Origin of the sequence: Brevibacterium sp. ZH18 (assembly GCF_022748595.1) — a bacterium.
Taxonomy (GTDB): Bacteria; Actinomycetota; Actinomycetes; order Actinomycetales; family Brevibacteriaceae; genus Brevibacterium.
On record NZ_JALDSX010000026.1, the window covers coordinates 1 to 22,647 of the forward strand.

The following is a 22,647-nucleotide window of genomic DNA, read 5'->3' on the forward strand; positions in this document are numbered from 1 at the left end:
CCGCCGTCAGGTTGCTATTTGAAGCGTTGAGTTTGTGAGAGTCCTTGAGGCTCAGGCCACCGAAGCGGCGACAGCCTCTTCGATGACATCGAACGCATCGTTGAGGAGCTCATCGGAGATCGTCAACGGCGGCAGGAAGCGCAGGATGTTGCCGAAGGTTCCCGTGGTGAGCACGAGGACACCCTGCTTCGCACAGAAGTCCGCGATCTTCTTGACCAGGTCCGGGTTCGGATCGATCGAGTCGCGCTGGACGAATTCGGCAGCGATCATGGCACCGCGTCCGCGAACGTCGCCGACCTCGGGGTACTTGGCCTGCAGCTTCTCGAGGCGGGCGGTGACGATCTCGCCGATGTGTCCGGCGTTGTCGACGAGTCCGTCTTCCTCATAGGAGGCGATGGCGCCGAGTGCTGCCGCACAGGCGACGGGGTTTCCGCCGTAGGTGCCGCCGAGGCGACCCGGTCCGACCGAGTCCATGATCTCCGCGCGACCGGTCACGGCCGAAAGCGGGAGACCGCCGGCGATGCCCTTCGCAGTGGTGATGAGGTCGGGGACGATGCCCTCCCATTCGGAGGCGAACATCTTGCCCGTGCGGGCGAAGCCCGACTGGACTTCGTCGGCGACGAAGACGATGCCCTTCTCCTTGGCGAATTCGACCAGTGCGGGCAGGAAGCCCTCGGCCGGGACGATGAAGCCGCCCTCACCCTGGATGGGCTCGATGACGATCGCAGCGACGCTCTCGGCACCGATCTGCTTCTCGATCATGGTGATGACGCGCTTTGCTGCATCTTCGCCGCTGACCTTGGTGCCGGCCGCGTCGTTGTCGCGGTACGGGTAGGACATCGGTGCGCGGTAGACCTCACCGGCGAACGGACCGAAGCCGGCCTTGTAGGGGGTGGCCTTCGCAGTCATCGACATCGTCAGGTTCGTGCGGCCGTGGTAAGCGTGGTCGAAGACGACGACGGCATCGCGACCGGTGTGGACACGGGCGATCTTGACGGCGTTCTCGACAGCCTCGGCGCCGGAGTTGAGCAGGATGGAGCGCTTCTCGTGGTCACCCGGGGTCAAGCGGTTGAGCGCCTCGGCGACCTCCACGTAGCCTTCGTACGGGTTGACCATGAAGCAGGTGTGCGTGAACGCTTCGAGCTGCTCGGAAGCGCCCTTGACCACGCGCGGGTTGGCATTGCCGGCAGTTGTCACAGCGATGCCCGAGCCCAGGTCGATGAGCTGATTGCCGTCGACGTCCTTAAGGATTCCCCCACCGGCAGCCACCACATAGGCGGGCAGGCTGGAACCGACTCCTGGGGCCACTGCGGACTTGCGGCGCGCCTCGATCTCACGGGACTTCGGCCCGGGGATCTCGGTGACGAGTTTACGTTCCTGCGGCAGAGCTTCGCCGCCAATTTCCAAAGCTGTCATACGGGGAAGAATAGGGCCTCACGACGGCTTTTGTCACACGCCGTCCGCAGGGTGGGCAGAACGAATGGGGCGAGCCCGCGATGAATGCGAATTCCGTCGAACTTCGCAGAGGATTCCGCACTGCCCGGAGCACCCTGGATCGACGTGACGGCACGGCGGCGCAAATCGCTGAAGCATCTCCAAGATCCGCGCAATGTCGGGCCTCGGACAGCGCCGGACGCCCGTGCACCGGATGCAGATTCCCACTGAGAGTGGGCCTCTTCACATCGATCGTCAGCAGCGCTGCCGGTGTCCGAGATCAGCATCGGGCACGAATTCTGTGGCCGGAGCCACAGATTCCGCCGAGGGAGAAACCTAGCGGTGCTGATTCCGCATGTCGACGTCTTTGTTGCGTCCCGGCAGCTCACGGTCGTGTTCGCGCGCCACGGCAACAATGGTCTCCTGGGCGCCGTCGACGCGTCCGCCGTCGTCTCCGAGTTCGAAGTTCAGCGGGGCATCTGCCGCGAGGTTGCGCTTGATCACTGCCAGGCCGATCGGTCCGAGTTCCCAATGCATCCCGACCGAGGTCAGCTGACCCACGGACCGCTCGGAACCGCGGACCTCGGCGAGCACCTCGGCGCCGGCTTCGGGCTGGATATGCCCGGAACCGTCGAGGTGGACGAAGACGAGGCGCCGAGGCGGCTGGCCCAGATTGTGTACGCGCGCCACGGCTTCCTGGCCGCGGTAGCAGCCCTTGGCCAGGTGCACGGAAGTGCGGAGCAGGTCGAGTTCGCCGACGAGCGACTTATGGTCGATCTCGCCCGGACCCGGGCGCCAAGCGGCGATGCGCAGGGCCTCCCAGGAGTCGAATCCGGCCATTGTGAATTCGCTCGCCGAGGTGGACTTCAGGTCCTCGCGCTTGACGATCCCGATGACGAACGGGGTCTCAAGACCGGGGTGGTCCTCCGCCACCACCTCGTGACCGAGGTCGACCTGCGCGTACGAGGCCGAGCCCGTGCCGATGTGCGGCCATGGATCAGCCCACAGCTGTGTCACGGGCAGGGACTCCGGAAGAGCGCGAACGGCGCCGATGCACTGGTATTCGCTGCTGAGGTCTTCGATCTCCACGCGCATCATGAAGACCATCTTGCGCAGGAATTCGAGAGTGTCGTCGGTGCGGAAGTCGCTGATGGCCCACAGCGCCTCACCGTCGTCGATGAGTCGCAACCAGCCTTCGATGCGGCCGTTGGGATCGAGCACGAGGGTCTCCGTGGAGACGCCCGTGGCCAGAGTGTCGAGCTTCTGCGTCGTGATCGAGTTGAGCCAGGTGAGACGATCAGCTCCGCTCAGACGCAGGACCCGCAGGTGGGCGAGATCGACGATGGCGCCCTTCTCGACCAGGGCCCGCTGCTCCCGCAGGGGCGATCCGTAGTGCAGGGGTGTGTGCTGGAGTTCGCCGAGTCCGACGACCGCTGTCGAACTCAACCCACGCGACAGCGACGACGGGCGCGTCTGCACGACTGGCTCAGGTTCGGTCATCTCAGGACAGCTTCTTCAGCCGCGCCGAAGAGTGGGTCGCGAGTTCGTGTCCGAGTGCCGCCATGTCCCAGGCCCACATCAACTCTCCGCCGACGAGGCCGTACATGCGCGTCGACGCCGTGTATTCCTTGGCCGTCTTCGTGCGGGCGACGACATCGGTCGAGAGGTCGATGCGCGGTCCCTTGACGAGACCTGCGTAGAGCTCCATCACGCCGTGCGGATGGACGATCTCGGCTTCGATCTCGAAGCCGTCGACATTCGTGCGCAGGGTCTCAACCGCTGCTGCCGTGGTGAAGCTGGGCTCCTGGGTCGGCACGAGCATGCCCGGTCCCACGTCTCCGGCATCATGCGGGCGGACGAGCTGCCAGATCCCGGTTTCCAGCGTCAGCGTCGATTCGAGTTCGCCGTCATCGGTCAGCAGCCACGCATGGGCGGTGTACTGCAGGTACGGTGTGCCCTCATGGGCGACGAAGTCGATGCGCTGGCCGAACTGCTTCTCCGGGGTGTCGGCATAGCCGACGACTCCGACGCCTTCCCACGACCCGATGAGCCAGGACAGAGGAACGAGCTCGGGATTGATCGAGGAATCAAGTTCGATCATTGGATTCAGTGATTTGTCTTGAACATCGAGGTGATGACCTTGACGGCGACGCCCAGGGCGCCGAGGGCGGCCAGGCCGACGAGACTGGAGAAGACGATTTCAAGAGCGACGAGGTTTTCCATGCCTCCAGTCTACATTCGACCGCAGTGGACTGCCCACTCGGTGCCCCACCGCGAGAACATGGTGAGCAGGTCGTGAGACGAGGGCCTCGTGGACTCGACGCCGGTGCTCAGAGTGCGATGCGCTCGAGCGAGTAGACGACGACTCCTCCGAGGGCGATGGGAGTGGCTCCGAGCGCCAGCTGGACGGCGAAGCTGCGGGCCTTCTCCACGTTCTTCTTCAGCTCGATGTTCTGGGACAGCTCGAGGTTGACCGCCTGGTACTTCGCATGGGCGACGAGCCCGAGCATCCGGTCGACCGCGGCGACGAGCAGTCCCATGACCGCGCCGAGGACAAGGGAGGCGGGCAGGCTGAGCGAATTCTCGAGGACGAGCACCGAGAGGATTCCGGCCACAGCCGTCGACATCGCAACGGCCAGCGGAGAGGTGTAGATCGCCGGCCAGGGCAGAGCCGTCATGCAGCCTGCGACGATGAGTGCGATCAACCCGACGACAATGGCTTCTTTGTCTCCGGGGACCGTGATCGCAGCGACCCACGTGCTGGCGGACAGGACGATGACGACGCCGGCGACCTGGGCCGAGACGTTCGCCACCGCATCAGAGGCGCCGATGCCGCGCGTGAGGTTCTGCACGAACACCCACAGCAGTCCGAGGCCCGCCAGGACGGGGAGCCAGTCGAGGTACGGCGCAGTATCGTCGCGCCAAGCAGCCAGGAGTCCCGCGACGCCGAAGAGGGCGAGCATGATCGAGGTCGCACGAGGCTGGGGCGAGTCCGTCAGGCGCGGCCATCCGTAAGCGACACCGAAGACGATGAGTCCTGTGGCCAGCAGGAACAGGGTGTAGCCCCAGTACACGGAGGCACTGAGGGCCAACGCCAGAACTATGGCAACAGCTACTCGAATCCATCTGATCACAGGACTATCGTGCCTCATCCGGCTGTGGCAACGCGATCCGACCGCGGTTTCAGACCTCGGCGGGTGCGGTCTCGGTATACTTTCTCCAGACGACACACGCCGAGGAGATGGGGGGAGCACATGCGGATCCTGCACATCTGCCCTGCCTCCCGGGCCGACTCTCCGCTCGCGCCCGAGTCTCTGCAGTACCTGGGCCATCAGATCGAGCGGCTGGGGCTCGACGAACTCGCCGCGCTCGATGCCAGGGACAGTCCCTCGACCGCCGTCGACGTCATCGTCGCCGATGCCTGCCTCGACCTGTCCCTGGCACCGACCATCGCCGAGGCGGTCGCCGCGAAGAACATCGCGGCCCCGGTCATCGTCGTGCTCAGCGAAGGTGGTTTGGCAACGGCGTCAGCACGGTGGAATGTGGCTGACATCATGCTCACCACGGCCGGCCCCGCCGAGGTGGACGCCCGGCTGCGCATGGCCCGTGACCGATTCACGGCGCTCGTCCACACCACTGCGGGCCCGGGCCGTGCATCCGCACCCGGCAGTGCCGGCGGCCTCGGTCCGGCTGGCCGATCACGCGCCGAGGGCGGCCTCCGAAGCGGCGTCGGACACAGCGGCAGCGGCGGCCATTCCGGTTTCGGACAGTTGGCCGGCGGGGGACGCCAGATCGGCTTCGGAACGCGCACCAGCAGCGACCAGTGGGGCATCAGCGGACAGTGGGGCGGCGACAGCGAGCCGATGGTCGTCGTCAGCGGGGCGCTGCGCATCGACGAGACTTCGTTCACCGCCGATCTGGGTGGGCGCAGCCTCGACCTGACCTACCGCGAATTCGCCCTGCTCAAGTACTTCGCGATGAATCCCGACCGGGTGTTCACTCGCGACGAAATCCTCCTCGGAGTGTGGGGCGATGACTACTTCGGCGGCACGCGCACCGTCGATGTCCATGTCCGCCGTCTGCGTGCAAAACTCGGCAAGGACCTTGAGACCGCCATCCACACGGTGCGCAACGTCGGCTATCGCTTCAGCCCCGATTCCGTGACCGAGGACGAGGCGGACGAGACGGACGCGACGGACGAGCCATCTGACGCGGACGACGGCACGACCAGTGCACAGGCTGAGGAACCGCACGAAGCAGAACCACCGAAGGAAGAGGACGTGAAGGTATGAGGATCGAAGCCAGTGGAGCCGTGATGGGAAACGCCATCGCCCCCCTCACCGAGGCGGAGCTGGACTTCCTCGACCGCGTGAGCTCGGCCGACGGCTCCCCCGAGATCTCAGGCGGCCTCCTCGACATCGCCACCGGAGACGACGAATCGCACTCCGCGCAGACCGCTTCCAGCGATTGGCGGGTCTATGACGAGAGCACTCTCATCGGCTTCGGCATCCGCGCCCTCCAGGGTGAGCGTCACGCAGCCGAGTTCCTCATCGCTCCCGACCACCGCGGCCAAGGACATGGCGAGGCTCTGCTCTCGACGATCCTCGCTGAGCAGCCCGACTCCTGGTGCTGGTCCCACGGCGACCACCCTGCGGCCAAGCACCTCGCGGAGAAGCACGGGCTCGGCCGCGACCGAGTGCTCTATCAGATGCGCACAGACTCTGGTCTGAGCCTCGACGATCTGCCGCAGACGTCGCCTCCTGCAGGTGTCACGATCCGATCCTTCCAACCGGGTGACGAAGCAGGTTGGCTGCGCGTGAACAACGCGGCCTTCGACTGGCATCCCGAACAGGGATCGCAGACACCCGAGGACTTCGCCGAGATCGTCGACGCCCCCGACTTCGACCCGGACACCGTGGTCATCGCCGCCAAGGCCGTCGACGCTGCAGAAGCCAGGCCAAGTCACGACATCGCCACCGTCGAAGCGACCGGGACTGAACAGGTCATCGGATTCCACCAGACCAAGATCACGGACACGGATGACCAGGGTCGCCTCGGCGAGGTGTACGTCGTCGGAGTCGACCCGGCCATCCACGCCAAGGGAGTCGGCAAGGCCCTGACGATCGAAGGCATGCGGCGGATGGTCGCGGCAGGTGTGGCTGCGATCGAACTCTACGTCGAGTCCGACAACCCTCGCGCGTTAGGGTTGTATGAGCGGCTGGGCTTCCACGTCGCGGTGGCGCATGTGTCCTATGCGCCGGCATCCCCATCGCAGAGCGCAGCGTCGTCACCACGCAACGATGCCTCTGTGCAGGACAGCGTTTCTTCCTCATCACAGAGCACTCAGGAGTAGATCGATGTACGACATCACTGCAGTCGGCAGGGAACTGGAACTGCCGGAACCGGCAGACCGCTTCCTCGACCGGGAACTCAGTTGGCTGGCGTTCAACGAGCGCGTCCTCGACCTCGCCTCGGATCCTGAGATCCCGCTGCTCGAGCGGGTCCGGTTCCTTTCGATCTTCGCGACCAACCTCGACGAGTTCTTCATGGTCCGCGTCGCCGGACTCAAGCGCCGCATCAACACCGGCTTGGCCGTGCCCAGCGTGACCGGTCGCATGCCGTTGCAGGTCATGCATGCGATCGGCGTGCGGGCCCACGAGCTGATGACCCGCCATGCCGAGCTACTCAAGACCGACATCGGCCCCCGTCTTGACGCGGAGTCGATCACGAAGGTCTCGATGGACGAGCTCACCGGCGAGGAGCGCGCCCGCGTCGACGAATTCTTCGCCACTCACGTCTTCCCCGTCCTCACCCCGCTCGCCGTCGACCCGGCCCACCCGTTCCCCTACATCTCGGGCCTCTCGCTCAACCTCGGCGTATTGCTGCGCTACCCCGACTCCGGCAAGGAGCTCTTTGCTCGGGTCAAAGTACCGCCGCGCCTGCCCCGCTTCTTCAACGTCGCCACGGCCACCGACCGGCCCGTCGGCCGCGACGTCCCCTCCCGCTTCGTCGCGCTCGAGGACATCATCGCCGAGCACCTCGACACTCTGTTCGAGGGGATGGAGATCATCCACCACTCGACGTTCCGCGTCACCCGCAACGAAGACCTCGAGGTAGAAGAGGACGATGCGGAGAACCTCCTCAAGGCACTCGAGAAGGAACTGCTGCGCCGTCGCTTCGGCCCCGCCGTGCGTGTCGAGATCACGGAGAACATCCACCCCCGTGTGCGCGAGATGCTCAAGGACGAACTCGGCATCGACGAGCCCGAGATCTATCATCTGCCGACGCCGCTCGACCTCTCCGGCCTGTCGGACATCGCCGACGTGCCGCGCGATGATCTGCACTTCCCGAAGATGGTCCCGCAGATGAACAAGGACCTCTCTCTGCGGGAGTCGAGCGACCAGGTCGATGTCTTCTCGGCGATCTCGAGCCGCGACATCCTCCTCCACCACCCCTACGACTCGTTCTCCACGAGCGTGCAGGCTTTCCTCGAACAGGCCGCCAACGACAAGAACGTGCTCGCGATCAAGCAGACGCTCTATCGCACTTCGGGTGACTCCCCGATCATCGACGCTCTCGTCGACGCCGCGCAGGCCGGCATCCAGGTCCTCGCCGTCGTCGAGATCAAGGCCCGCTTCGACGAAGAGGCCAACATCACCTGGGCCCGCAAGCTCGAACGCGCCGGCGTCCACGTCGTCTACGGCATCGTCGGACTCAAGACACATGCGAAGCTCTCCCTCGTCGTCCGTCAGGAAGCCGAGGGGCTCACGCGCTACTGTCACGTGGGCACCGGCAACTACCACCCGAAGACCGCCCGCGGCTACGAGGACTTCGGTCTGCTGACCAAGGACAAGAACGTCGCCGACGATCTGACCAAGCTGTTCAACCAGCTCTCCGGCTACTCCCCGCGCGCCGAGTACTCCCGCCTGCTGGTGGCCCCCAACCGGGTCCGGACCGGGCTGATCGAGCTGATCGAGAAGGAGATCGCCATCGCCGAGGCGGGTGGCAGTGCCTCGGTCCAGATCAAGGTGAACTCGATCGTCGACGAAGCCATCATCGACTCCCTCTACATGGCATCGCGGGCCGGGGTCGACGTCCAGGTCTTCGTGCGCGGCATCTGCGCCCTGCGACCGGGCATCCCGGGACTGAGTGAGAACATCAGGGTCCGCTCGGTGCTGGGTCGGTTCCTCGAACACTCCCGCACCTTCGTCTTCGGCAACGGCGGCGAGCAAAAGGTCTACATCGGTTCGGCCGACATGATGCACCGCAATCTCGACCGCCGGGTCGAGACCCTCGTCGAGCTCGTCGCTCCGAACCACAAAGCCGAAGTCATCGAACTCTTCGATCTCGCATTCGCGGACACCACCTCGGCGTTCGTGCTCTCCGGGGACGGCAAGTGGACGCGCAGCACCCACGACGATGACGGCAATCAGCTCACCGACTACCAGACGGAGCTCATCCGTCGGCACCGCAAGCGCCGGCAGATCGGTGACGAAGCGTGAGCTCGGCATCGGTCAGCTCCGCGCAGGCCTCCTCGCGCGTCTCTGCCGATATCCTCGCCGCCGGCGCCGTCTGCTGGCGCAGCGGACCTGACGGTCTCGAAGTCGCCCTCATCCACCGCCCTCGGTACAACGACTGGTCGTGGCCCAAGGGCAAGGTGGAGTCCGGTGAGACTCTGCCCGAAACCGCGATCCGCGAGGTCAGGGAGGAGACGGGACTCGACATCCACCTCGGCGTCCCCCTACCCACCGCCGAGTACATGGTCGGCGGCAAGAACCTCAAGAAGGTCTTCTACTGGTCCGCCCAGGTCACGGGCGAGCACTCGTTCACACCGATGAACAAACGCGAAGTCGACGAGGTGCGTTGGTTCCCCGTCGGCGAAGCGCGAACCAAGCTGACCTCGTATGCTGATCGCGATCAGCTCGATGCGCTCGAGACCTACGACGCGACCGATGCCCTACGGGCCTGGCCGCTCATCCTCGTACGGCACGGAAAGGCGTTCCCGCGCGCGAAGTGGCATGAGACCGAACATGTGCGCCCGCTGCTGGCGCTGGGCACCCGGCAGGCCATGGCGCTGACCGGCCTGCTCTCCGCCTGGGAGACGAAGAAGCTCATCTCGAGTCCGTGGAAGCGGTGCATGGCCACGCTCGCTCCGCTGGCGGCGGCAACCGGCAAGACGATCAAGAAGGCCTCGTGCCTAAGCGAGAAGTCGACAGCGGCGAATCCGGACAAGACCATCCGCTTCATCGAGAAGCTGCTCGCCAAAGGCAAGCCCGTCATCTACTGCACCCACCGCCCGGTTCTGCCGACGATCCTCGAGATCTACACGCAGCACTCACCGAAGCGGATCTCCGAGAAGCTGCCGAAGACGGACCCGTATCTCAAGCCCGGCGAGGTCCTCATCGCCTATGTGCGACCGGGTGCCGTGCCGCGCATCGTCGACATCGAGCGCATCCGCCCAATCGACTCCTGAGGCACTCGCTTCTGAGTCCGAGAAACTGGTGTTCTCCCTGGTCCCAGCGGTGCTGTGAATCGCGCGCCGGACGGGTACGCAGAGCCGCCTCGGCGGTCACGCTTTCACAGATCCGGGACTTCATGTGACCGAGCACTCAGGTGGAATCCGAGCCTTCAGGTTTCATTCACCTTCCATTCATCCAGCCACTCCCCAGGCTTTACGCATGATCCTTAGCGTGGGACACGAAAGATCGAGACATCTCGAGCTGTGTTCTCAAATCGAAAGGCATCTTCGTGAAGCTGAAGCACCTTGCCCCATCCGCTGCCATCCTGGCAGTCGGCGCACTCACCCTGTCGGCCTGCGGCGGAGCATCCGCCACCGGAGAGGAAGCATCCGGCGGTGGCAATAGTGACCTGAAGGGCACGCTCACCGGCATCGGCGCCTCCTCGCAGAAGGCCGCGATGGACGCGTGGACGGCAGACTTCACCTCGGAGAACTCCGGAGTCACCGTCAACTACTCTCCCGACGGGTCGGGCGCAGGTCGCGAGCAGTTCCTCGCGGGCAACGCTCAGTTCGCCGGTTCCGATGCCCACCTCGACGATGACGAGGTCAAGCAGGGCAAAGAAGCGTGCGGCGCCGACGGTGCCTTCGAGTTCCCGGTCTACATCTCCCCGATCGCTGTGGCGTTCAACGTCAAGGGCGTCGACAACCTCAACCTCTCCCCTGACACGATCGCAAAGATCTTCAAGGGCGACATCACCAACTGGAACGACAAGGCCATCAAGGCCGACAACCCGGACGCGAAGCTCCCCGATCTCAAGATCACCGCAGTCCACCGCGCCGACGACTCGGGAACGACCGAGAACTTCGCCGAGTACCTCAAGGCCACCGCTGAGAAGACCTGGGACGCAGAGGTCAGCGGAGACTTCCCGAAGGACTTCGGCGGCGAAGCAGCTCAGGGCACCGACGGTGTCGTCCAGACCGTGACCGACACCGACGGAGCCATCGGCTACGCCGACGCCTCGGCAGTCGGATCGCTGTCCAAGGCCAAGGTGAAGGTCGGCGACGAGTTCGTCGAGCTCTCCGCTGATGCCGCGACCAAGGTCGTCGACGCCTCGGACAAGGTCGAGGGACGCGGCGAAGGCGACCTCGCCTTCGACCTGGCTCGCGACACCAAGGAATCGGGCGCCTACCCGATCGTCCTGGTCTCCTACCACCTCGTCTGCTCGTCCTACAAGGACCAGGAGACCGTGGACATGGTCAAGGCCTGGGAGAAGTTCGTTATCTCCGAGAAGGGCCAGAAGTCGGCTGCGGACTCCGCAGGCTCGGCTCCGCTGTCCGACGACCTGCGTTCGCAGATCGAAACCGTCATCGACTCCATCAAGGTTGCAGGCTGAAATTTGGCCTCTGACCTGGTAATTCGATAAGTCGAAGAGCGGCGCAGCTCCCACTGCGCCGCTTTTCGGTGTCTCAGGATCCGCCCGTCGGATCCATCGCAAGTTTCTTGAGGAGCACTTGTGCCGACCAGCACACAGACCACAGTCTCCGGCCCTGCCGGAGCACCTGATCCGGACTCGCGACCCGCGTCCGGACCAGCCCAGACGCCGAAGGCCGTCGTCCGACCCGGCGACCGGATCTTCTCGGCAGCGACACTCATCGCCGGCATCCTGATCCTGCTCATCCTGGCAGGAGTCGCCCTGTTCCTTCTGGCACAGTCCAAGGACACGATCAACGCTCAGATCAGTGATCCGAGCTCGATCACCGGCGGTCACGGCTTCTTCGCCTATGTCTGGCCCCTCGTCGTCGGCACGCTGATCTCCTCAGCCATCGCTCTGCTCGTGGCCACACCGTTCGCGTTGGGCATTGCACTGTTCACCACACACATGGCCCCGCGCAAGCTCGCCCCGGTCCTCGGCTACGTCATCGACCTCCTCGCTGCGATCCCGTCCGTCGTCTACGGACTGTGGGGCATCGCCCTGGCCGGCAACCTCACAGCCTTCTACCTGTGGCTGTCGAAGTGGTTCGGCTGGATCCCGATCTTCGCCCCCGACGCCGACGGTTCGGTGTCGAACACCGGCCGCACTCTGCTGACAGCTTCGCTCGTGCTCTCGATCATGATCCTTCCGATCATCACCTCCCTGACCCGTGAGATCTTCCTGCAGACTCCTCGCCTGCAGGAGGAAGCTGCCCTTGCCCTCGGTGCCACCCGATGGGAGATGATCCGCATGTCGGTGCTGCCGTTCGGAAAGTCGGGCATCGCTTCGGCGACCATGCTCGGCCTCGGCCGTGCGCTCGGCGAGACCATGGCTGTGGCGATGATCCTCTCCCCCGGACTGCTCACCGCATCGCTGGTCGTCAGCGGCAACCAGACCATCGCCTCCGAGATCGCACAGAACTTCCCAGAGGCGGCCGGTCTGCGTCTGTCCGAGCTGATCACGGTCGGCCTGGTCCTCTTCGTCATCACCTTGCTGGTGAACATGGCGGCGCGTGCAATTGTTGCCAAAACCTCAGTGAAGGGCAGTTGAGAATGTTGACTACCTCAGACAATTCGACGGCCAAGTCGCGCACCCTGACTTCGAAGCAGCTGCCCAAGGCCACACCGTGGGTCATCGCCGTCGCCTCGATCATCGTCGCGATCATCATCAGCTTCATCGCCTTCGGCGGGTTCAACATTCCCGTCGTCGCGGTCCTCGCCGGCCTCATCAACATCGTGGCCGTCTTCGCGCTCTCCATGTCCTACGAAGGCCGCCGCAAAGCCACTGACCGCGCGGCCACGACGATCGTCACCTCTTCGTTCATCCTCGCCTGCGTTCCCCTCATCTCGTTGCTGTGGCTGACAGTCTCCAAGGGCGGCGCCGCCATCAACGGCGACCTCCTCTCTCGCACGATGCTCGGGATGAAGGGTGTCCTCGATCAGCAGTACGTTGCTGGTGAGGCCACCTTGTCCGGCGGTTTCTACCATGCGATCGTCGGCACCGTGCTCATCACCGTCGCCGCCTGCATCATCTCGATCCCCATTGGTGTGCTGACAGCGATCTACCTCGTCGAGTACTCGGGCAAGAACAAGCTGGGCAAGGCCATCACCTTCCTCGTCGACGTGATGACGGGCATTCCCTCGATCGTCGCCGGTCTCTTCGCCTTCGCCCTGTTCTCAACGATCGCGAACGTCATCATGCCGGGTGCCGCAGGCATCGCGAAGACCGGTTTCACAGCTGCCGTCGCCCTGTCGGTGCTCATGATCCCGATCGTCGTGCGCAACACCGAGGAGATCCTGCGGCTGGTGCCGATGGACCTCCGCGAAGCCTCGTACGCCCTGGGCGTGCCGAAGTGGAAGACGATCGTCAAGATCGTTCTGCCCACCTCGGTGTCGGGCATCCTCTCCGGTGTCACCATCGCCATCGCGCGTGTCATCGGCGAGACCGCACCGATCATGGTCACGGCCGGGTTCGCGAAGACGCTCAACTGGAACCTGTTCTCCGGCTGGATGTCGACGCTGCCGACCTACATCTACGATTCGCAGCTGCGCCCGGTCTCCCCCGGCGACGCCGCTCTGGCAAGCTCGGAGCGTGCGTGGGCGGCAGCCTTGGTCCTCGTCACCCTGGTCATGGTCCTCAACCTCCTCGCCAGGATCATCGCGAAGGTGCTGGCTCCGAAGGCCGGACGCTGATGGCGCACTGACGCCCGCTGGGCTCGCGCCCGCTGGACTCGCAGGCGCCCGCTGGACTCGCGACTGCAGTCCAGCGAAACGGCGGACCTGAGTTCTCCACAGACTTACGCAATACTTGCTCCAGACGTTCCTTCGAAAGGAAACACATTGTCCAAGCAGATCGACATCAAGGATCTCGACATCTTCTACGGCGACTTCCGTGCCGTCGACGGTGTGCAGATGCAGATCAAACCGCGTTCGGTGACGGCGTTCATCGGCCCCTCCGGCTGCGGCAAGTCCACCGTGCTGCGCACGCTCAATCGGATGCACGAAGTCATCCCCGGCGCGAGCGTCTCCGGCGAGATCCTCATGGACGGCAACAACATCTACGGCCCCGGGGTCGACCCGGTCAACGTCCGCCGCGAGGTCGGAATGGTGTTCCAGCGCGCGAACCCGTTCCCCACCATGAGCATCAAGGAGAACGTGCTGGCGGGCGTGCGACTGAACAACAAGCGCATGTCGCGGTCAGAGGCAGATGAGCTGACCGAGCGCGCCCTGCGCGGCGCCAACCTCTGGAACGAGGTCAAGGACAGGCTCAACCTGCCCGGTTCGGGACTCTCCGGCGGTCAGCAGCAGCGTCTGTGCATCGCCCGCGCGATCGCCGTCGAGCCAGAGGTCCTGCTCATGGACGAGCCGTGTTCCGCGCTCGACCCGATCTCGACCTTGGCCATCGAGGACCTCATCAACGACCTCAAGGACAAGTACACGGTCGTCATCGTCACGCACAATATGCAGCAGGCCGCTCGCGTGTCCGACAAGACTGCGTTCTTCAACATCGCTGGCACCGGAAAGCCGGGCAAGCTCATCGAGTTCAACGAGACCTCGTCGATCTTCTCCAACCCGGAAAAGGAAGAGACCGAGAACTACATCTCCGGTCGCTTCGGATGATCTGAGGCGGCCTCCGCCTCCGCCTCCGCCGCCGCTGCCGTAGCCGCAGCCGCAGCCTCAAACGGTTGGCATGTTCTGCTCGAACCTGACACTTGGATCGAGCAGAACATGCCAACCGTTTTCTGATCTCTTGGCACATGCGCTCCCGGCTGCGTCGACACCTGCGATGCCGACTCCGCCTCGCCAGCCACGTCTGCGCTCCTCCAGCATGATGCTCCCCCAGCATGATTGAGTGGTTGACGCGCACCCGGTCGGCGATCATTGTTGAAGTTGCGGGCTGCTTGCTGAGCCTGTCTTCACAGTCATAGCTCAACCACTCAATGAGGAGAATCCCATGACTCGCAGACTCATCTCCAGCCTGTTCCATTCGGTCGACGGCGTTGCCTCGGCCCCAAACCTCTTCCAGTTCGATTCGTTCGATGATGATCTGGGCCAGTGGATGACCGGAGCCATCAACCGTGTCGACGACTGCATTCTGGGCAGGACCACCTACGAAGAGTGGGCGGGGTATTGGCCGAATATGACCTCAGGCGAGGACACGATGTTCGCCGACTTCATCAACTCGACTCCCAAGCACGTCGCGTCGAGGAGCCTGTCCCCCGAAGACATCACCTGGTCCAATTCGACGCTCGTCACCGGAGACCTCGTTGACTACGTCACAGCACTCAAGGAGGGCCCCGGAGGAGATATTGCGGTGCAGGGCTCACTGTCCGTCGTCAGCCAGCTGCTTGACGCCGAACTCATCGACGCGCTGACCCTAGCGATACATCCCGTGGTCGCTGGCGCAGGCCGCGGAATCTTCGGCGGTGAGGCACCGAAGCGGCTCGAGTTGACCGATGTGCAGCAGACCGCCAAGGGCAATCTGCTGGTGACCTACGGGCCGCGGCACGACTGATTACTGCCTTCGGCAGCGGCAAAGCGTGACTGAATCCCTTCGTCGCATCCGCCTGTACACGGTCTGGGAGTTGCCTCCGCAATCGACCGAACGACCTTCCCAGCAACAGATCGCCGATATATCGTTATATATCGTCAAGGCAGTACAGCCAGAGCGACACAGCCAGACCTGGAGGTCATCATGAACGAGCCATTCACGCACGGAAGCTTCTCTCGCCGAGGCGGAGATTGGGGCGGTGCCAACATCTGGGAGGCGGTAGAGCAGCTGCGCTCCTCGTTCTCCCCTAAGCAGCCTTTCCGCATGAACCGCGGGGACGTCCGCGCCGGAATCCTCACACTGCTGGCCGAGGCACCGATGCACGGCTACCAGATCATCCAAGAGATCGAAGAACGAAGCGGCGGCAGCTGGAAGCCCAGCCCGGGATCGGTCTACCCGACTCTGCAGCTGCTCACGGATGAGGGTCTCATCAGCGCGGAGTCCTCGAGCGGGCGCAAGACCTATTCGCTCACCGAGCTCGGACGCGAGCAGGTCGAAGCCGAGCCTGAGTCCAACGCCCCATGGGAATCGGCGAAGAAACCTGACGCCCCCAGGGCCGCAAACCTGGCCAAGGCCGGTGTCGAGCTTGCACAGGCAGCAGCTCAGGTCGGCCGTTCCGGCAACAAGGAACAGGTCGCCGAGGCGGTCACCGCACTCGAGGAGACCAAGCGCAAGCTGTATTCGATCCTCGCCGAAGACTGACGGATGACGGCGGGAACCGAGCGGCACGTTCCGGCTCGGGAACGCGTAGCCTCGGAGCCGACCAAACGGGTTCGCCCCGATCAGAAGCGAACCCTCAGGGCTCGTTACGGTCGGATCCTCCGCTTCGCCTCGGCCCAGCTGGTCATGGCCTGGTGGTTCGAGATGATGCTGCCGAGGATCGGCCTGAGCCGGTTCGCGGCAAGGAACCGAATGAAGCGCTGGCTGTCAACGGCCACGAGGTTCCGCGTCCTGGCCGTCGACCTCGGCGGGCTGATGATCAAGGTGGGTCAGTTCCTCTCGTCGCGCATGGATGTTCTCCCACCCGAGATCACCAAGGAGCTGGAGGGCCTGCAGGACGAGGTCTCACCTGTCCCGTTCGAGCAGATCCGCACCCTCGCCGAGGCACAGCTGGGCATGGATCTCAACGACGCTTTCGACTCCTTCGGTCCACGCCCGCTGGCTGCCGCATCCTTAGGTCAGGCGCACTCGGCCACTCTGACCCCGGAGTTGGCTGGAGAGTTCGGATTCGCCGAGGTGGTTGTGAAAGTTCAGCGCCCGGGCATCGCTGACGTTGTCGAGGTCGATCTGCGTGCCCTGCGCCGGATCGCCGGGTGGCTCTCCCGAGTTCGGTTCGTCTCCCGCCGCGTAGATATGCCGGCTCTGGTCGAAGAGTTCGCCCATGTCAGCCTCGAGGAAATCGACTATCTCCATGAAGCCGCGAATGCGGAAGCCTTCGCCACGGATGCAGAGGCCTTCGCCAAGCCTGCGGAGGCCTTTGCCACGGATGCAGCTGAGTCGGCAGACACCGCCGCTTCTGCAACCGGATCGGCCCGGGTACAGGTTCCGCGGATCGTCTGGGAGCAGACCACACCGCAGGTATTGACCATGGAGGACGTCACGGCGATCAAAGCCAACGACGTCGCTGCACTGCATCGAGCCGGGATCGACCCTCACGAGGTCGCTGCGGCCTTCGCGCACACAATGTTCGACCAGCTCTTCCGCACCGGGTTCTTCCATGCCGATCCCCATCCCGGCAACATCTTCGTGACACCTGCCCACCCGGGGACAACCTCGGGGCCAACCTCGGCAGGGATAACCTCGGCGGGGCCAACCTCGCCAGGCCCAGCCTCGGCGAGGGCCGACTGGCATCTGACGTTCGTCGACTTCGGGATGATGGGACACGTACCCGATAGCCTGCGAACGGGCTTGCGGGAGCTCATCATCGCCGTGGCAATGCGGGACTCCCGCCGCCTCGTCGCCAGCGTCGAACTCATCGGAGTTCTGCTTGACGGTGCTGACACGGAGGAACTCGAACGTACTCTCACCGCACTCTTCGCACGGTTCGGAGGCATGGGATTCGCACAGCTGCGCGACGTCGACGAGAAGGAGCTGCGAGCCTTCTCCACGGATTTCGAATCGGTGGTGCGGGATCTGCCCGTGCAGCTGCCCGAGAACCTCTTCCTCATCATCCGCTCGCTTTCCATGGTGTCGGGTCTGTGCAGCTCGCTGAATCCCTCGTTCAATATCTGGGAGGTCGTCGAACCGTATGCGAGCGAACTGATCGAGGGGGAGAAGAGCGGCGCTGCCGGGACTGTGGCGAAGGAGGCACTCAACTTCGTGCGCCTGACCTTGGGGCTGCCGGGTCGGCTCGACAGCCTGGTCCAGAGGCTCGAGAACGGCGAACTCTCGGTGGCCACGCCCCGGTTGGATCGTCGGGTCGCGGGCCTCGAACTTCTGGCCCGCGGGGTGATCTCGGCCGTGCTGTTCACCGGTTTCGTCGTCGGCGGGGCCGTGCTCATGTCCACGACAGCACTAGGTGGCGCACTGCTGCTCATCGCCTCGGTGCCGGCGCTCATCCACAGTCTGTCCACCCTGCTGCGACAGAGGAGACTCAGCCGCCGTCACCGGCGGCTGTGACAACACGGTCATCCGACCCCGCCAACACCGCCAACAGCACCAGCACCGCCGACCTCGCCAACAGCACACACTGGAACGGCCCGACACAGCCGTAGACGAGCGCGGGCATCAAGCTGCCAACTCGAGGTGACCGGCGCATTCTCAAGTCGCGGCAAAAAAACCACAGGCGGACCCATCCACACTGGCTACGGCTCCGAATCAGCTGATGTACAACAAGAATCGCTGAAAGGACCGCCATGACTACACACACCGAATCCACCCGCACACACCGCAGCCGAATCCAGATGGTCTCAGCCGTCTTCGGTGCCGTATTCCTCCTGGTGGGCATCCTGGGCTTCGTCCCAGGCATCACCAAAGACCTGGACACGATCATGTTCGCAGGACACCATTCCCACGCCGCACTGCTGGGAATCTTCCAGGTCTCGGTCCTGCACAACATCGTCCACCTGCTCTTCGGAGTCGTCGGCCTTCTAGGGCTGAGGTCACGAGGACTGGCGAAGACCTACCTCGTCGTCGGCGGCATCGTCTATGGGGTGCTGTGGATCTACGGTCTCGTCGTTCCGATGGAATCGATGGGCAACTTCGTACCGCTCAACACCGCCGACAACTGGCTGCACTTTGTTCTTGCAGTAGCCATGGTCACGACCGGCATCGTGTTCGGGCGCAAGGCTCGCACCGTCTCGCAGCGGTAAGTCTCACCCGCCGAACAGTCTGACGACGAGTCCGATGATGATCGCCAGCAGCGCTGCTGCGGGGATGGTCAGCAACCAGGCGCCGGCGACCGGGATGACGAAGCGGGCGCGCGGGTGACCTCTGCGCCCCGCATACTGAGTGCCCATGATGGCGGACCCGAGGACGAAGGTCAGCGACACTGGCACGCGCATGATGATCGCCGCGGTGTACATGAGCACTGTGGCGGTCGCATCCGCGGTCGCAGACTTCAGCGGGTTCAGATTGGCCATGCGCACCGATAGGGTGCGGACGACCCGCCACCCGCTCAGCCCAGTTCCCAGCGCCAGCGCCGCCGCGATGAGCAGGCGGACGGGCCAGGAGATGTCGAGAACGGAGAGTTCAGAACCCCCGCTGGTCTCGACGGCGAGGATCCCGACCATGACCAGAGCCGCGATCTTCTGCGCGTCCTGGACACCGTGGACCAAGGACAGGGCAGCGGTGAGAATCGAGTCGACCATGCGCGCGCCGCGGAAAAGCGGCTTGGGTGGTGAGGAGGCAAAGACCTTCGACAACAGCAGGGTCAGTGCCCAAGACAGCAGGAACCCGAGGATGGGAGAGAGCACGAGGGGCAGGATCACCGAGTTCATGGTTTCGGCCGAGTTGACGTTGAATCCCAGGACGAGTCCCGCTCCCAGCAGTCCACCGATGAGGCAATGCGTCGAGGACACCGGCAGAGCCAGGTAGTAGGTGAACAGGCTCCAGATCGTCGCTGCGCCGAAGGCGATGATCAGACAGGTGAGAACCGCCTCGGGCGCACCGGAGAAATGAATGATGTGATTGGCGACGACGAAGGCGATGCCCTCGCCCAGCAGTGCCCCGATGAAGTTGAACACCACGGCCAGGCCCACGGCCCAGCGCGCGCTGAGAGCGCGTCCGACAACAGCATTGCCGATCGTCAGCGCCGCATCATGGAACCCGTTCGAACCGGCGAAGATCACCGCGGTCACGATGACTCCCGCCAAGAGCAGCTCCACGGACTACGACTCCTTGATCGCGATGGCCGCGACGACCTTGCCGAGCTCGGTGAAGCCGTGCGCGGCGCGGACGAAGCTCTGGCCCAACTGGGAGACCGCTGCCATGTAGGTCAGCCCGCGCTTCGCGTTGGGGACAGCGTCCGACATCCGCCACTGCAAGGTCTCAACCTGATAGGTGAGGCGATTGATCGCATCGACGAAGTCCCATTGGTCGAGCTTGCCCGGCAGTCGGGTGATCATCCGCGAGGTGTGATCCGTCTGGTTCGAGAGCACCGCGAGGGTCTCCAGGACACCCGAGGGCAACTCGTCGAAGGCTTCGGAGGCGAGGATGAACCCGACTCCGTGGAGGCGGTGGCAGATGTCGCGCATGTGGTGACCGAGCAGGTAGAGGTCATTGCGGTCGAAGGGGGTGATGTAGTTCTCGCGCAGTGCTCGAAGCACCGCACCCATGTCCTCGTCGGCCTGATCACCGATCTCGCGGAGGCGATCCGAAACCTGTCGCCGCTCACTGACGTCGATGCCGGAGAGCTCGGCAAGCACCAAGTTGCACTGCCGCATCTGGCCGACCAGATCAGAGAGACGTTCGTAGAAGACAGTGTCCTGCGGTACTCGTTTGAGCCGCATGCGCTCCTCCTGGCCGGGGCCCGGTCACGCCGGACGATTGTGCATGATGCCTCAATGATATGTGCCGGACGCTGAACCGTGAGAGCGCCTCTCGGCGATAGGCCGCTCGAAGCGGCTGAAATTGGAGCCCGGGGCTTCGACGATCCAACGTCCGGTGGCCCGAAGGCCACCGCCTACGATACTCGCTCACGTTTGTGAATCCACCGCCGAGGCGGGGTGAACGTACGTTGAAAATCTCACAGTCCGCACAGGGCCGGGTGAGGAATATTCTGTCTCAGCCGAAGCTGTTCAGCTGGGGAGGTTCGCTTAGGGCACCTCGGTCGAGGCGTTTCAGTCGAGTCCGCCGTGGCGGTGGGAGACGGCTGCGTCCTTGAGGTCCTTCGACAGCTGGTGCAGTCGGGTCCGGATCTCGGAGCTCTCTGTGCCCTCGGCGCAGATGCCGACGAAGGCCGCGGCGCGCAGCAGCGCGATGACGACATCCCCGCGGAAGGCACCAACGAGGATCTCATCGATGGCTCGCGCCACCTCGTCGGGGCCAGCGGGAAGTTCGACTCCGGCGAGGATCTCGTCGAGCCCGATCCCCTGGGTGATCGTGCGCTGGCCGACGGCGAACATTTCGGCGAGTTCGCGCGGGGCGGTGAGGATCCATTCGCGCAGCGCATACAGCCGCCACAGCGCACCGGGGGCAGAGACAGCAGGCGCCGAGGACCACATCTCGGCGATGACCTCGAGCCCGATATCGTCGGCGAGTTCGACGAAGCGCCTCGTTGCGGCCTCATCACGGTTGCCCTGAGCATCGCCGAGGAGGAGTGCGGCCGTCGCGTGAGAGGTCTCGGAACGCGTGACCGGATCGGTCGAAGCGCTGAGCGAGTCGAGATCGGCGAGGGGAATGGGGCGGTGGAATCGTGGCTGTGTCATCGTCACGAAAGTCTAGTCCCCCGAACTGTGCGGCGACCTGTGCGGCGACCTGTGCGGCGAACTGTGCGAACTTTCGCCTCGCGGTCAGGGTTTGCCCGTCGAGCTCACAATGGAAACTACTAAACTGGTGCCAGATTCGTGCCCGTAACCCGCGGGATGCGAGCGCAGACAACGACGAGGAACTCCCGTGGCAAAATCATCAGTGGCAAAGACGGGCCTGAATCGGGCGGCGAAATTCGCCGTCAATGACGATGGAACCCTCAATCCCCGTGCCCAGTCGATGCTGTCGAGGCTGTTGTCCGTCCAGCGGCCTGTGGCCTTGGCCTATGTGCGCAGCCTGCGCCGGAGGAACCCGGAGGCGACTCCGGAAGAGCTCATCAAGATCATTCGCAGGCACTACCTGACGCTGACCACCTCAGGTGGCGCGGCTGTCGGCGCGACCGCTGCAGTTCCCGGCCTCGGAACAACAGCCGCACTGGGTGTGGCCACTGCTGAGACCGCAGGCTTCCTCGAGGGCACAGCGCTCTTCGCCCAGGCGGTCTCTGAGATCCACGGACTGCCGGTCCAGGACGCCAATCGCGCGAACGCTCTGGTCCTCGGACTGATGCTCGGCAAGGACGGGAAGAACATCGTCCAGCGCTTCAGCAAGCAGTCCGGCGGCACGGAATCGATGCTCGGCAACTGGGGCTCAACAGTCACCAAGCAGCTGCCGGCGCCCGTCGTCGACCTGATGCTACGCAAACTGCGCAAGACCTTCATTCGCAAGTTCGCGGCTCGTGCCGGCGGGTCGCTTGTTGGACGTCTGCTGCCGTTCGGCATCGGTGCGATCATCGGCGGCGTCGTCAATTCTCAGATGTCACGGAAGGTGGCCAAGGAGGCGAACGAGGCCTTCGGTGCCGCGCCGACCATCTTCCCTCTGGAGACAGACCCTGAGTACGTCGCACCCAAGAAGGATCGCAAACTGCTGTCGAAACTCACGAACATCGCTGCGCTTCGGGGCAAGATCAAGAAGAACAAGGCGATCGAGTCAGACGTCATCGACGAGGCCGCCGACCAGGATTCGTCCACGAGGAACGACTCATCCGGCACTCAGCCAGGCGATGACCACCCAGAGCTCGAGAAGTAACACCCGCGCTCCTGGGCAAGGCATTCCTGGTTTGAGTATTCGGGCAACTTACCTCTACTATTATTGAGTCTCCGGCAACACCGAATGGATGCTCATCCTTCCGGCCGAGTTGGGGCGGGGCCTCTAGCTCAGTTGGTAGAGCAACGGACTTTTAATCCGTGGGTCGTGGGTTCGATCCCCACGGGGCCCACCCACAGAAGAACCCCTTCGATCCCAGTCAGTATCGGGATCGGAGGGGTT

Annotated in this window: 19 protein-coding genes, 1 tRNA gene and 2 pseudogenes; 15 read left to right on the top strand and 7 right to left on the bottom strand. The window is 64.1% G+C overall.

Annotation, left to right across the window (positions count from 1 at the left end; all coding sequences use genetic code 11):
* Positions 1 to 51: 51 nt before the first annotated feature.
* From gabT to MPN20_RS10620, 4 genes are all read right to left on the bottom strand, one after another.
* Positions 52 to 1,416: a 4-aminobutyrate--2-oxoglutarate transaminase gene (gabT, locus tag MPN20_RS10605; protein ID WP_242781919.1), complete on the bottom strand. Its 1,365-nt coding sequence runs from the start codon at positions 1,414 to 1,416 to the stop codon at positions 52 to 54.
* Between the two features lie 354 nt (positions 1,417 to 1,770).
* Complete coding sequence (locus MPN20_RS10610) at positions 1,771 to 2,934, bottom strand: folate-binding protein (protein WP_242781920.1); 1,164 nt, start codon at positions 2,932 to 2,934, stop codon at positions 1,771 to 1,773.
* A 1-nt stretch (position 2,935) separates the two neighbouring features.
* Positions 2,936 to 3,535: an FABP family protein gene (locus MPN20_RS10615; protein ID WP_242781922.1), complete on the bottom strand. Its 600-nt coding sequence runs from the start codon at positions 3,533 to 3,535 to the stop codon at positions 2,936 to 2,938.
* A 229-nt stretch (positions 3,536 to 3,764) separates the two neighbouring features.
* Positions 3,765 to 4,526 carry an ammonia permease gene (locus MPN20_RS10620; protein WP_242781924.1) on the bottom strand — a complete coding sequence of 254 codons (762 nt, stop codon included), beginning with the start codon at positions 4,524 to 4,526 and terminating at the stop codon, positions 3,765 to 3,767.
* Between the two features lie 162 nt (positions 4,527 to 4,688).
* On the opposite strand from MPN20_RS10620, the pseudogene MPN20_RS17535 reads away from it, so the two are divergent.
* The 13 genes and pseudogenes from MPN20_RS17535 to MPN20_RS10680 all read left to right on the top strand — a co-directional run.
* Positions 4,689 to 5,027, top strand: a pseudogene (locus tag MPN20_RS17535) (transcriptional regulator); the annotation flags it as partial.
* A 276-nt stretch (positions 5,028 to 5,303) separates the two neighbouring features.
* A pseudogene (locus MPN20_RS10625) lies at positions 5,304 to 5,588 on the top strand (winged helix-turn-helix domain-containing protein); the annotation flags it as partial.
* A gap of 134 nt (positions 5,589 to 5,722) precedes the next feature.
* The gene (gene mshD / locus MPN20_RS10630; protein WP_242781926.1) at positions 5,723 to 6,787 is read left to right on the top strand and encodes a mycothiol synthase; all 1,065 of its coding nucleotides are present in this window, start codon (positions 5,723 to 5,725) and stop codon (positions 6,785 to 6,787) included.
* A 4-nt stretch (positions 6,788 to 6,791) separates the two neighbouring features.
* The gene (locus MPN20_RS10635; RefSeq protein ID WP_242781928.1) at positions 6,792 to 8,936 is read left to right on the top strand and encodes an RNA degradosome polyphosphate kinase; all 2,145 of its coding nucleotides are present in this window, start codon (positions 6,792 to 6,794) and stop codon (positions 8,934 to 8,936) included.
* Entirely contained in the window at positions 8,933 to 9,907 is a 975-nt protein-coding gene (locus tag MPN20_RS10640; RefSeq protein WP_242781929.1) for an NUDIX domain-containing protein, read from the top strand. The genes MPN20_RS10635 and MPN20_RS10640 overlap by 4 nt, the downstream gene beginning before the upstream one ends.
* Positions 9,908 to 10,182: 275 nt before the next feature.
* Positions 10,183 to 11,286, top strand: a complete 1,104-nt coding sequence (gene pstS / locus MPN20_RS10645) for a phosphate ABC transporter substrate-binding protein PstS (RefSeq protein ID WP_242781931.1) — start codon at positions 10,183 to 10,185, stop codon at positions 11,284 to 11,286.
* A gap of 237 nt (positions 11,287 to 11,523) precedes the next feature.
* Positions 11,524 to 12,414, top strand: coding sequence for a phosphate ABC transporter permease subunit PstC (pstC, locus tag MPN20_RS10650; RefSeq protein ID WP_242782000.1), 891 nt, complete (start codon positions 11,524 to 11,526; stop codon positions 12,412 to 12,414).
* 2 nt (positions 12,415 to 12,416) lie between these two features.
* On the top strand, positions 12,417 to 13,556 hold the full coding sequence (gene pstA / locus MPN20_RS10655; RefSeq protein ID WP_242781933.1) for a phosphate ABC transporter permease PstA: 1,140 nt from the start codon (positions 12,417 to 12,419) through the stop codon (positions 13,554 to 13,556).
* A gap of 147 nt (positions 13,557 to 13,703) precedes the next feature.
* Positions 13,704 to 14,483, top strand: coding sequence for a phosphate ABC transporter ATP-binding protein PstB (gene pstB / locus MPN20_RS10660; RefSeq protein WP_242781941.1), 780 nt, complete (start codon positions 13,704 to 13,706; stop codon positions 14,481 to 14,483).
* Positions 14,484 to 14,817: 334 nt separating this feature from the next.
* Positions 14,818 to 15,378, top strand: coding sequence for a dihydrofolate reductase family protein (locus tag MPN20_RS10665; protein WP_242781943.1), 561 nt, complete (start codon positions 14,818 to 14,820; stop codon positions 15,376 to 15,378).
* Positions 15,379 to 15,558: 180 nt separating this feature from the next.
* Complete coding sequence (locus tag MPN20_RS10670) at positions 15,559 to 16,116, top strand: PadR family transcriptional regulator (RefSeq protein WP_242781945.1); 558 nt, start codon at positions 15,559 to 15,561, stop codon at positions 16,114 to 16,116.
* A 3-nt stretch (positions 16,117 to 16,119) separates the two neighbouring features.
* On the top strand, positions 16,120 to 18,033 hold the full coding sequence (locus tag MPN20_RS10675) for an AarF/UbiB family protein (protein WP_242781947.1): 1,914 nt from the start codon (positions 16,120 to 16,122) through the stop codon (positions 18,031 to 18,033).
* A gap of 236 nt (positions 18,034 to 18,269) precedes the next feature.
* Positions 18,270 to 18,725, top strand: coding sequence for a DUF4383 domain-containing protein (locus MPN20_RS10680; RefSeq protein ID WP_242781949.1), 456 nt, complete (start codon positions 18,270 to 18,272; stop codon positions 18,723 to 18,725).
* 3 nt (positions 18,726 to 18,728) lie between these two features.
* On the opposite strand, the gene MPN20_RS10685 is transcribed toward MPN20_RS10680, so the two are convergent.
* The 3 genes from MPN20_RS10685 to MPN20_RS10695 all read right to left on the bottom strand — a co-directional run bounded on the left by MPN20_RS10685 (position 18,729) and on the right by MPN20_RS10695 (position 21,281).
* On the bottom strand, positions 18,729 to 19,739 hold the full coding sequence (locus MPN20_RS10685) for an inorganic phosphate transporter (protein ID WP_242781951.1): 1,011 nt from the start codon (positions 19,737 to 19,739) through the stop codon (positions 18,729 to 18,731).
* A 3-nt stretch (positions 19,740 to 19,742) separates the two neighbouring features.
* Positions 19,743 to 20,363 carry a DUF47 domain-containing protein gene (locus MPN20_RS10690; RefSeq protein ID WP_242781953.1) on the bottom strand — a complete coding sequence of 207 codons (621 nt, stop codon included), beginning with the start codon at positions 20,361 to 20,363 and terminating at the stop codon, positions 19,743 to 19,745.
* 330 nt (positions 20,364 to 20,693) lie between these two features.
* Positions 20,694 to 21,281: a hypothetical protein gene (locus tag MPN20_RS10695; protein ID WP_242781955.1), complete on the bottom strand. Its 588-nt coding sequence runs from the start codon at positions 21,279 to 21,281 to the stop codon at positions 20,694 to 20,696.
* Between the two features lie 187 nt (positions 21,282 to 21,468).
* On the opposite strand from MPN20_RS10695, the gene MPN20_RS10700 reads away from it, so the two are divergent.
* Together MPN20_RS10700 and MPN20_RS10705 are read left to right on the top strand one after the other, a co-directional pair.
* Positions 21,469 to 22,407 (top strand): hypothetical protein, encoded by a 939-nt coding sequence (locus MPN20_RS10700; RefSeq protein WP_242781957.1) that lies wholly within the window; start codon positions 21,469 to 21,471, stop codon positions 22,405 to 22,407.
* Positions 22,408 to 22,524: 117 nt separating this feature from the next.
* Positions 22,525 to 22,597, top strand: a tRNA-Lys gene (locus MPN20_RS10705).
* Positions 22,598 to 22,647: the final 50 nt, after the last annotated feature.